An 11,414-nucleotide genomic window follows, 5' to 3' on the forward strand; every position below is an offset into this window, starting at 1 on the left:
TTGCAAATTGGACAGCCTTCTTCTTATACTTGCCATAACCGTGCGGCGGCGCTCGCTGTATATCGACCACCGGGACTAGAACCTGTAAGTCCACGGCGCGCCGCCCGGCTCCGCTTCGACGCTTCGAATTCTTGACTCTCCATTTCGCAGGACCGATCGCCATGACCCATGTCTTTCATCGCAACCCGCGCCAAACCTTGCCCGTCGCGGTCGCCGGCAGCGGCGTCGAACTGGTCGACAGCGAGGGGCGCCGCTACCTCGACGCTTCGGGCGGCGCGGCGGTGTCGTCGCTGGGCCATGGCCATCCGCGCGTGATCGCGGCGATCAAGGCGCAGCTCGACACCATCGCGTATGCGCATACCTCGTTCTTCACCACCGAGGTCTCCGAAACGCTCGCGCAAACGCTGGCGCAGGCCGCGCCCGGCGATCTGGAACATGTCTACTTCGTCTCGGGCGGGTCCGAGGCGGTCGAGGCCGCGCTCAAGCTCGCGCGCCAGTATTTCGTCGAGCTGGGGCAGGGCAGCCGCCGCCATTTCATCGCGCGGCGCCAGAGTTATCACGGCAATACACTCGGCGCGCTGGCCATTGGCGGCAACGCATGGCGGCGTGAACCATTCCTGCCGCTGCTAGTGCCCGCACACCATGTGTCGCCGTGCTATGCCTACCGCGACCAGGTGGCCGGCGAGACCGACGCGCAATATGCGCAACGGCTCGCTGACGAACTGGAGGCCAAGATCCAGGAACTCGGGGCCGAGAACGTCGCGGCCTTCGTTGCGGAGACCGTGGTCGGCGCCACCGCCGGCGCCGTGCCGCCGGTGGGCGACTACCTGAAGCGCATTCGCGCTGTCTGCGACAAGTACGGCGTGCTGCTGATCCTGGACGAGGTCATGTCCGGCATGGGCCGCACCGGATACCTGTTTGCCTGCGAGGAAGATGGCGTGGTGCCCGATATCGTCACCATTGCCAAGGGCCTTGGCGGTGGCTACCAGCCGATCGGCGCGATGATCTCCACGCGCCGGATCTACGACACCATCGTCGCCGGCAGCGGCTTCTTCCAGCATGGCCACACCTATATCGGCCACGCCACGGCATGCGCCGCCGCGCTGGCCGTGCAGCGCACGATCGCCGAAGACAACCTGCTGGCCAATGTGCGACAGCGCGGCGAGCAGTTGCGCGCGCGTTTGCGCCAATCGCTGGGCAACCATCCGAACCTTGGCGATATCCGCGGCCGCGGCCTGTTTGTCGGCGTCGAGTTCGTCGCCGACCGCGACAGCAAGGCGACGCTGGACCCGAAGCTGAAAACCCATGCCAGGCTGAAGAGCACCGCCATGCAGCACGGCCTGCTGGTCTACCCGATGGGCGGCACCGTGGACGGCGTGCATGGTGACCACGTGCTGTTCGCCCCGCCATTCATCTGCACGGCGCAGGACATCGACAAGATCGTGGAGCGCTTCACGGCTGCGGTCGCCGCGGTGTTGCCCGCCTAGCGACACAACAGTGCGGCGTGCCGTTATTTGTCACGATTGTGATCATTGGGGTACATGACCGGCCTGTCTTGTAGCCGCAACGCCGCACGGTCCACATAGTAATTTCTTTGACCCATACAATTCGGTGTCTTACACTTCGCGCCAGAGCCGCCGGAAATAGGTCGGCCGCCACATAAATAAGCTTCGGAGCGCGAGCATGGGACATAGAAGCCCTGCAGTGCGACACGACAGCAGGGTCAAGCTTGTAACGCTGTCGTTTCGGGTCATTGGGGAAGGTGGGTCTGCCGGCATGCCATGCCGGTGCGCGCGCTTGCGCAGCGCCAGGCAGGCGCGTGGGTTCACGCTGATCGAAGTGATGATCACCGTGGCCATTATCGGCATCATGGCGGCCATCGCCATTCCGTCCTATACGCGGTACGTGTTGCGCTCGAACCGGGCGGCAGCCGAGGCGTTCATGCTCGAAGTCTCGGGCGCGCAAGAGCGATATCTGCTCGACAACCGCGCCTACGCGTCCAGCATGGCTACGCTCGGGTACACCACTGTGCCATCGAGCGTCGCGACCAACTATACCGTCACCACCGCGCTCGTTGCGGGTCCACCCCCTGCATACAACATCGTCGCAACGCCCGTCGGCTCGCAGCTCAGCGGCGATACGTCCTGCGGCACCCTGACCCTGACTAGTGCCGGCGTCAAGTCAGCGTCGGGCAGCGGTTCCAACTGCTGGAACTGAACATGGCTGCCTTCGGCTCGTCTCCCTTGCCTCAAGCCAGTCGCGGCGGATTCACGCTTGTCGAGATGATTGCCGTCGTGACGATTCTGGCGATCATCACGTTCGCGGCAGCGCCTTCGTTTTCGTCCATGATCGCCATGCAGCGCGTACGAGGTGCCGCGCTGGACCTGAGTTCATCGCTGCTGCTGGCACGCAGCGAGGCGGTCAAGCGCAATGCGAACGTCAGCATGTCGACTACTGGTGCCGCCTGGACGGCGGGCTGGACCGTTTCGGTAGGTGCTGAAACGGTTCGCAGCTTCGGGCCGTACCAGGGGCTGGCCATTGCCGCGAGCGGCGGCAATGCGCTGAGCGTCGGCAACGACGGCCGCCTCGCCGGTGGCACGCTGACCTTCCAGGTTGCGCCTTCCAGCGGCGCGACCAGTGCCTCGACCGTGTGCGTCCAGATCAGTCCGACCGGCCGCGTCGCATCCTCGACCGGAGTCTGCTCATGAGGCGTCATCAGGCAAGGGCGCGCGTGGGTCGCCTGGTCGTCGCCCAGAAGGGGTTTCTGCTGATCGAGGTGCTGGTGGCGGTCGTCATCCTGCTGGTGGCCCTCATGGGCACAGCGGGGCTGGTCGCGCGTTCCAGCCAGTCTGAAATGGAGTCCTACCAGCGGGTACAGGCCATTGCGCTGCTGCAGGACATGGCCACGCGGCTCAATGCGAATCGGCAGATTGCCACGTGCTATTCGAACGGCGCCACAGGAATGAGCCTGGGCACCGGCGCTGCAGCGCCTGCGGCATGTACGCAGGGCTCCGCAGCACAACAGGCGATGGCGACGGCCGATCTCCAGGCCTGGAACGCCGCACTGCTCGGCAGTGGGGAAGTCCGTCAGAGTGCGAGCGGCGCGCAGGCGGTGGGCGCCATGATCGGCGCGCGCGGCTGCATCGAGAACGTCGATGTGGTCAACCAGATCTATCGGGTCACGGTGACCTGGCAGGGGCTTACCCAGACGGTCGCGCCGTCACTGCCTTGCGGGCAGAACCAGTATGGCAATGACGCCTACCGGCGCGCCATCAGCACGCAAGTCCGGATCGGGGTGCTGTCATGATGGCGGGGCACCGAAGCATCCTGCGCCGCCAGCGCGGCGTCTCGCTGGTCGAGCTGATGATCGGCATCACGCTGGGCCTGTTGCTGCTGACGGCGCTTGCGAGCCTCTACTACGCCAACAGCATGTCGCGGTCCGAGCTCATCAAGTCGAGCGAGCAGATCGAGAATGGCCGCTATGCGCTGGACCTGATCCGGCGTGATGCGGAGCTGGCGGGCTTCTTTGGTGCGGGCGGCATCGCGAAGGGCGCCACGCCGACCAATCCCCAGCCTGTGCCATGCGCGACGTCGCCCGCGGCGCTCGGCTTTTCCACATCGCCGTCCATCACGCTGCCGCTGGCCGTGACAGGGTTCGCGCCGGGTACGGTCCTGCCATGCCTGCCGGATGTCACTGCAGGATCGGAGATCGTCGTGATGCGCCGCGTTGCCACGGTGACCTCGGCCGCGCCTGCGGCGGGCGTGCCGTACCTGCAGGTATCGTCCTGCCCCGACGACAGCGTGTCCTTTGTCTTCGACGCCAGCGCCCCGGCGTTCACCATGCGGACCAAGGCGTGCGATCCGACCGTACCCGCGCCGTTGCGGCAAGCGGTGGTGCGCATCTTCTACCTGTCCGCGTGCGATTTGTGCAGCAATGGCGGCGACGGCATTCCGACGCTCAAGATGGCGGAGCTCGTGAACGGCGCCTTCCAGAGCCAGTCGCTGGCGCAGGGCATTCAGGATATGCACGTGATCTACGGCATGGATCTCGACAACAACGGCTCCGCGGATTGCTATGTGGACGATCCGGGCGCCAACAATGCGGCGGCCTGCACCAGTGTCCCCGGCTACGACTGGAGCGTCCCGCTGACCAACTGGTCGAACGTCACGACGATGCGCGTGAGCGTGCTGGCGCGAACGCTGCAGCAGTCCATGGGCCAGGTCGACAACCGCACCTATGACCTGGGCCGCGCCACGGCCAGCGGTCCCTTCAATGACGGCTACAAGCGCCACGTCTACTCGACGGTTGCGCGGCTGGTCAATGTGGCCGGCACACGGGAGTAAGCAGTGGAACGAATTCGCCGCGGCCAGTCTGGGGTGACGCTGATCGTCACGCTGATCTTCCTGGCCATGTTCATGCTGATGGCGCTGACGATCGTCAATTCGGGCCTGGTCAACGTCAAGGTAGCCGCGAACCAGCAGCACACCGTGGAAGCACGCGATGCGGCCCAGCAGGCCGTTGAACAGGTGATCAGTCAGGACTTCACTTCGGCACCGGCGTCCGCCGCGGTGGCGCTGCCGGTGGACCTGAACGCGGATGGCAAGACGGACTACACGGCCCAGGTTGCGGTGCCGGCCTGCACCTCGGCGCTGCCGATCAAGAACACGCAGCTGGATCTTAACGATGCGAACGATGTCTCGTGCTTCGTCGGCAGTGGCAGCCAGAACACCGGCATCCTCACGGGGTCGAACAGCGCCGCCGGCAGTTCACTGTGCGAATCCACGCAGTGGGACGTTGCATCGACCGTGACCGACGCGGCCGCGACCAATACCGCCGTGACGGTGCATCAAGGCATCGGTGTGCGCGTCCCCGCGCCAGCGGTATGTCCCTGACAGACGCCATGCATCGACTTGGCCGGCGAGATTGCTCCAGGGCAATCTCCAGTCCTACAACTCATCATTCAGGAACCAGCATGCCAAATCCGGGCCGCAGCCTTCGTCGCCATGCCGCGTGCGCGCTCACGCTGCTGACCCTTGCCGGCGCTGGCAGCGCCCGGGCCGAGGACATCGACCTGTTCACCGGCTTGCAGAACAATTCGAATGCCAAGCCCAATGTCCTGATCCTGCTGGACAATGCCGCGGCCTGGGACGCGAACGTGACTGTCAATTGCACGTCGCCGGGCTACGTTTCATCCGGGAACAGCACGAGCAACGTTGGCGCGGAACAGTGTGCATTGCACGCGGCGGTGGCGACGCTGGCGCAGAACCCCGCCATGGCCGGCAACATGAACATGGGCCTGATGATGTTCGGCAACAGCAGCAACTACGGCGGACAATTCAAGTTCCAGGCAGCGACACCGCCAAGCCCGCCGCCCTCGCCCGCACTGCCGCTGATGGACGCGACGGGCACGGCCAACTTCATGGCCTACCTCAAGACCATCGACCGCAATGGCGACAAGGGCAACGGTTCACAGGTGGGCGGCGGTATGCAGGAGGCATGGGCCTTCTTTGCCGGCAAGACCGGCATTTCGGGGACCAACTATGCGAACCGGTCGCCCATCACCAACCCCTGCCAACGGAATTTCATCATCTACATCGCCAATGCGATGAACAACGGCAAGCCTCAGGACGGTGGGCAGCTCTCCGCTGCAACGCTTGCCGCTGCCGGGGCAACGGCTGCGCAACAGCAGCAGATCACCATACCGGGGTCCTATACGAAATACCAGAGCAACTGGGGTGACGAGTGGGCGCGGTTCATGTATCAGACCGACGTGAATGGCAGCCTGGTGAACAACCAGAACGTCATCACGTACACGATTGCAGTGACCGACGGCAACAATCCCGACTATGTTGCCTTCACCCAGAGCATGGCCACCAACGGCGGCGGCAAGTCCTATGTCGTCAAGATGGGCGACATCACTGCCATGACCAACGCGCTGCTGGAGATCTTCAGCGAAATGCAGGCGGTCAACAACGTGTTTGCGTCGGTCAGCCTGCCAGTCAGCGTGAACAGCCAGGGTACCTACCTGAACCAGGTCTATATCGGCATGTTCCGTCCGGACGCCACCGCGGCACCGCGCTGGATCGGGAACCTCAAGCAGTACAAGCTTGGCTATGACAGCAACAACCAGATCGTGATGCTGGATTCGACGGCCGCAGGCCCGAACCAGCAAAGCGCAATCAGCAATGCCGGCACAGGCTTCATTTCGCCGAACGCAAAGAGCTATTGGAGCGCCGAGCCGCCACTCAGTTTCAGCAGCAGCGGCTATGGCACGGGCAGTGTGACAAGCTGGCCGTCAACCGGCTTCTGGGCCAACAGCCCGTCCGGTTCTTCCGGAGCGCTCGATCTCGCCGATGGGGAAATCGTCGAAAAGGGGGGCGCTGGCGAGATGCTGCGCGCGCAGTACCTGACCACCCAGACCGGCCGCCGGCTGCTGACGTGCGCCAATGGCGCGTGCGCAGCGAACACGGCGCTGGCATCGTTCGACACCAGCAATACGTGGCTGGTGGGCACTGCCGGGCAGGCCGCGCTCAAGACCACGGCCACGGACGTCAGCAACATGGTCAACTGGGTACGCGGAGCGGACATCTATGCCGCGCTTGCGGCGGCGTCCGGATCGTCCGGCAACGGCAAGGGATCCAGCGGTTCCGGTTCCGGCACCTCGACCAGCGCGGTGGGCGCGGAGGCCGAACCAGGGCCTGGCGGCGCGGTGACCGTGCGCCCCTCCATTCATGGCGATGTGCTGCATTCACGCCCGGTCGTCGTGAACTATGGGGGATCGACCGGCATCGTGGTCTTCTACGGCGCGAACGACGGCGTCTTCCACGCGATCAACGGCAACCAGTCGAGCGGCATCGGCGGCGTGCGGCCGGGCGGCGAACTGTGGGGTTTCGTGCCACCGGAGTTCTACGGCAAGCTGGGCCGCATCTACAGCAATACACCCACCATCAAGCTGCCCGGATCCACCTATGGCACGGCGCGCGACTACTTCTTCGATGGCACTACCACGCTTTACCAGGATCTGCGCGACCCCAAGAATCCGCGCGTGATCCTGTACATCACCGCGCGTCGCGGGGGCGCGTTGCTCTATGCCATGGACGTGACCGACCCGATCAATCCGAAGTACCTCTGGTCGACGACGAACACGCAGATTCCCGAACTGGGCCAGACGTGGTCGCAGCCGCGCGTGGTCCTGGTGAAGGGGAACACCAACCCGGTGCTCGTCATGGGCGCAGGCTACGACACCGCCGAGGACAGCGACCCGGCGCCAGGCACGAACACCAGCGGGCGCGGCGTGATTGTGCTGGACGCGCTGACAGGCGGCGTGGTGCGCGCGTGGCTGGGCGACTGTACCGGGCTCGCCAGTACCGTCTGCGCAAGCCCGACGGGCTTGTCACGCGCGGTCCCGTCCGATGTGGCGGCGGTGGATCGCAACGGCGATGGCTATATCGACAAGGCCTATGTGGGCGACGTCGGCGGCAATGTCTGGCGTGTCGATTTCGAGACCAGCGCAGGCACTGCACCGACCGCATGGACCATGGGCAAGCTCGCGGCGCTTGGCGGTGCGGCGAACACCAACGACGCGCGCAAGTTCCTGTACGCACCCGATGTAGTCTCCACCGGCACCTACGACGCCATCACGATGGGCACGGGCGACCGTGAGCATCCGCTTTACTCTGCATCGACCACGGCGGGCACGGCCTACAACGTGGTCAACCGGTTCTATGTGATCAAGGACACGACGCTGTCGGGCGGGCTGCCGTCCACCTGGACGCCGCTGACCGAAGCGAACCTGTTCGATGCGACGGCCACCCAGTATGTGGACTCGACCAGCGGCAAGGGCTTCTACATCACGCTGGCCAAGGGCGAGAAGATCGTCAATGCGCCGCTGACGGTCTCGGGCTACACCTACTTCGGCACCAATACGCCTTCCGTGCCGACGCCGGGTGCCTGCTATCCGGACCTTGGCGTGGCCCGCGGCTACTCCGTTTCGTTCCTGACCGGGCTTGGGCAGAATACCAACCGCTTCATTACGTTCGACGGTGGCGGCCTGCCGCCGTCGCCGGTGTTTGGCATCGTGTCGATCACGAATGCCTCCGGTGTGACCGGCAACGTCGGTGTGCTGATCGGCGGCGGCAACCAGACCGGGCCAGGCGGCGGCAACAATACATCGCCACTGGGTGGCCAGAAGGTCGTGCCGCTTGGCGTTGGCAAGCGAAAGCGCCTTTACTGGTACTCGCAGATCGACAAGTGATGTCCTGACCGAACGCACGGCTGGCGGCGGCTCCGGCCGCCTGCCACAATATCGGCTTCGTCGACGTTTTCGTCGCTTACGTCGCCGCCGTCTGGCGGGCGCTTTCCGTGTTGCAAAGATCCGTTGTTCCGTTCCTGGTGTTGCTGGCTCTGATGCCACCGGCGCGTGCAGCCGGCGGCCAGCCCGCGAGCGCGCCCGCGGCGGCATCTGCCGCCCAGGCGGCACGACCGGCCCGCTCGGACCTCTACTCCTTGCGCCCCAGCCACGACGACCGCGGGCAAAGCAGCAGCTTTGGCCTCAAGCTAAGGCCGTCTGGCCCACCCCAGGACGACAACACACGATCGCCGGGGCTTTACGGTCCGGCAAGATAGCAACATCCCGGGCGCTTTGCGCTACGCTTGGCATCTCGCTCGCAACCGCAGGAACGCTCATGCCAGACAGCCCAAGCCGCCACACGCCTGATCCGCAACTTCCTCTCGCCCGGGACGCCGTCCACAATCTGCGCGCGTCGCGCATCCGCGAAGTCGCGAACGCCGGCATCGGCCTGCCTGAGGTGCTGCCGTTCTGGTTCGGCGAATCGGATCAGGTCACGCCGGACTTCGTCCGCGACGCCGCGGCGCGTGCGCTGGCGGGTGGCGCCACGTTCTATACGCACAACCTCGGCATCGCGCCCCTTCGCAGTGCGCTGGCCGACTATGTCGGCGCGCTGCATGGCGCCACGCGCATCGAGAACGTCGCGGTCACGAGTGCCGGCGTCAACGGCCTGATGCTGGCGGCCCAGCTCATTGCCGGGCCTGGCGATCGCGTGGTGGCGGTCACGCCACTATGGCCCAACCTGGTGGAGATCCCGAAGATCCTCGGCGCCTCGGTCGAAACCGTTTCGCTCGACTATGGTCCGCACGGGTGGACGCTCGATGTCGACAAGCTGCTCGCGGCGCTGACGCCGGACACGCGTGCGCTGATGGTCAATTCGCCGAACAACCCGACCGGCTGGGTGATGTCGCGCGCGGCACAACTTACCGTGCTGGACCACTGCCGCCGGCACGGGATCTGGATCATTGCCGACGAGGTCTATGAGCGGCTCTACTACGGCGATGAACCCGGTGGGGGCGACAGCCGCACCGCGCCGTCGTTCCTGGACATCGCCTCGCGCGAGGAGCGCGTCATCTGCGTCAACTCGTTTTCCAAGGCGTGGCTGATGACGGGCTGGCGGCTCGGCTGGATGGTGTTGCCTTCATCGATGACCGACGATCTCGGCAAGCTGATCGAATACAACACCTCGTGCGCGCCTTCGTTCGTGCAGGAGGCAGGCGTGGCGGCGGTGCGCGAAGGCGAAGCGTTCACGCGCGACCTCGTCCAGCGGTTGCGCACGGCGCGCGACCACCTCGTGGATGCGCTGTCCGCCTTGCCCGGTGTGGACGCGCATGCGCCGGAGGGCGCGATGTACGTGTTCTTCCGCCTGTCCGGCGCCACGGACAGCCTGGCCCTGTGCAAGCAGCTCGTGCGGGAAGCGGGTTTGGGGCTGGCACCGGGCAGCGCATTCGGCGATGAAGGGGAGGGCTTCGTGCGCTGGTGCTATGCGTGCGACACGGATCGCCTCGATGAAGGCGTGCGGCGCCTGCGCGGGTTCATCGGGCGCTGAGCCTGCGGACTGTCACTGCACGGCCGGCGTAGAGGGACTTCCTGCGCTGGCCTGCGCCTCCTCCTCCCACCATCCGCCGCCGAGCGCCTGCAGCAGCGCCGCCGAATCGGCGAGCCGGCTTGCGGTCGCCTGTGACAGGTCCAGCGATGCCTGGCGCGACTGGCGCTCCGCATCGAGCAGCGTGAGCTGGCTCACACCGCCGAGCCGGTACTGCTGCGACACGATATCCAGCGTTGCACGCGCCTGCCGCGCATTGTCCGCGCGGGCGCGTAGCGTGGCGGCGTCGGCCTCGAGCGCGCGCAGCGCGTCGGCCACGTTCTGCAGGCCTAGCAGAATGGCCTGGTGGTAAGCCGCGAGCGACTGCTCGTAGGCCGCTTCCGACGCACGCTTGCGCGCCAGCAGTTCGCCACCGTGGAAAACAGGTTGCACAAGGCCGGCGGCAAGGCTCCAGACGTTGAAGCTGTCGAACAGATTGCGAGCGGTGGTGGACTGCCAGCCACCGCTCGCGCTGAGCGTGATCTGCGGATAGAGGTTGGCCGTGGCCACGCCGATATTTGCCGAGGCCTGGTGCAGCAGCGCTTCAGCCGCGCGGATATCCGGACGGCGGCGCGCAAGTGTGGACGGCAGGCTGACTGGCAAGGTCTCCGGCAACTGCAAGTCTTCAAGCCTGAATTCCGGCAATTGCGCCGCCGCAGGCGTCTGGCCCGTATAGACCGCAAGCTGGTGGCGCGTGGACTCGATCTGCTGTGCGAGCCCCGGAATCAGTGCCTGCGTCTGCGCGAGTTCGGAACGCTGGCGCTGCACGTCGACGCGCGCGATGCCGCCGGTGCGCAGCCGTTCCTCGGCGATGCCGAGTTCGCGTTGCTGCGCCTCGGCAATGGCGACCGTATCGGCCAGTTGCGCGCGCAATCCCGCTTCCCGGATCGCCGCCGTGGCGACATTGGCGGCCAGTGCAAGGCGGGCAGCCTCGAATTCATAGCGCTGATAATCCACCGCTGCCTGCAGGCCTTCGAGCTCGCGCCGCTGTCCGCCGAACAGATCGAGTACGTACGAGACCTGCACCGTCGCGCCGTAGAGCGTGAACGGGCCGGGACTCGGAATGGCGGTGATGCCGAGCGACTGGAAGTTGACCTGCTGGCGCGTCGTGTTGAGGTTCGCATCCACGGTCGGCCAGCGCGTGGCCCCGGTGCGCGCAGCAAGGTTTTCCTGCGCCTCGCGCAGTTTCGCCTGTGCCTGCGCGAGCGTGGGACTGCCATCGAGTGCAGCGCGAATCGTTGCATCCAGCGCGGGACTGCGGAACAGCGCCCACCATTGCGCGGGCACGTCGGCGCCGTTGGCGAAGGTCTGCGGGTGGCCGTGCGGCAGGTTGCCGGGCATCTCGGCGGCGACCGTGGATTGCGGCTGCGGGCCGGCTACGTAACCGGGATCATCGGTTGGTGCCGGCGCACGGAAATCGGGGCCGACCGCGCACGCCGAAAGCAGCAGGCAGGCTAGTAATGGAAGACGGGAACGCATGG

Annotated in this window: 9 protein-coding genes; 8 read left to right on the forward strand and 1 reads right to left on the reverse strand. The window is 65.7% G+C overall.

Annotation, left to right across the window (positions count from 1 at the left end; translation table 11 throughout):
* Positions 1-161 precede the first annotated feature (161 nt).
* The 8 genes from K2O51_RS14475 to K2O51_RS14510 all read left to right on the forward strand — a co-directional run bounded on the left by K2O51_RS14475 (position 162) and on the right by K2O51_RS14510 (position 9,897).
* Positions 162-1,487 (forward strand): aspartate aminotransferase family protein, encoded by a 1,326-nt coding sequence (locus tag K2O51_RS14475; RefSeq protein WP_220631265.1) that lies wholly within the window; start codon positions 162-164, stop codon positions 1,485-1,487.
* A 289-nt stretch (positions 1,488-1,776) separates the two neighbouring features.
* Positions 1,777-2,217, forward strand: a complete 441-nt coding sequence (locus tag K2O51_RS14480; RefSeq protein WP_011296589.1) for a type IV pilin protein — start codon at positions 1,777-1,779, stop codon at positions 2,215-2,217.
* Between the two features lie 2 nt (positions 2,218-2,219).
* Complete coding sequence (locus tag K2O51_RS14485) at positions 2,220-2,708, forward strand: GspH/FimT family pseudopilin (protein ID WP_011296590.1); 489 nt, start codon at positions 2,220-2,222, stop codon at positions 2,706-2,708.
* The gene (pilV, locus tag K2O51_RS14490) at positions 2,705-3,307 is read left to right on the forward strand and encodes a type IV pilus modification protein PilV (protein WP_011296591.1); all 603 of its coding nucleotides are present in this window, start codon (positions 2,705-2,707) and stop codon (positions 3,305-3,307) included. The genes K2O51_RS14485 and pilV overlap by 4 nt, the downstream gene beginning before the upstream one ends.
* Positions 3,307-4,344 carry a PilW family protein gene (locus tag K2O51_RS14495; RefSeq protein WP_041679804.1) on the forward strand — a complete coding sequence of 346 codons (1,038 nt, stop codon included), beginning with the start codon at positions 3,307-3,309 and terminating at the stop codon, positions 4,342-4,344. Before pilV ends, K2O51_RS14495 begins: the two co-directional genes overlap by 1 nt.
* A 3-nt stretch (positions 4,345-4,347) precedes the next feature.
* Positions 4,348-4,893: a pilus assembly PilX N-terminal domain-containing protein gene (locus tag K2O51_RS14500; protein WP_220631266.1), complete on the forward strand. Its 546-nt coding sequence runs from the start codon at positions 4,348-4,350 to the stop codon at positions 4,891-4,893.
* A gap of 80 nt (positions 4,894-4,973) precedes the next feature.
* Positions 4,974-8,255, forward strand: a complete 3,282-nt coding sequence (locus K2O51_RS14505; RefSeq protein WP_220631267.1) for a pilus assembly protein — start codon at positions 4,974-4,976, stop codon at positions 8,253-8,255.
* Between the two features lie 430 nt (positions 8,256-8,685).
* Positions 8,686-9,897 (forward strand): pyridoxal phosphate-dependent aminotransferase, encoded by a 1,212-nt coding sequence (locus tag K2O51_RS14510; protein WP_220631268.1) that lies wholly within the window; start codon positions 8,686-8,688, stop codon positions 9,895-9,897.
* Positions 9,898-9,909: 12 nt separating this feature from the next.
* Here the strand turns inward: K2O51_RS14510 and K2O51_RS14515 are convergent, their stop codons facing one another.
* On the reverse strand, positions 9,910-11,412 hold the full coding sequence (locus K2O51_RS14515) for an efflux transporter outer membrane subunit (protein ID WP_011296596.1): 1,503 nt from the start codon (positions 11,410-11,412) through the stop codon (positions 9,910-9,912).
* Positions 11,413-11,414 lie beyond the last annotated feature (2 nt).

It is taken from the genome of Cupriavidus pinatubonensis, assembly GCF_019602855.1.
In the GTDB taxonomy this organism is placed as follows: Bacteria; Pseudomonadota; Gammaproteobacteria; order Burkholderiales; family Burkholderiaceae; genus Cupriavidus; species Cupriavidus pinatubonensis.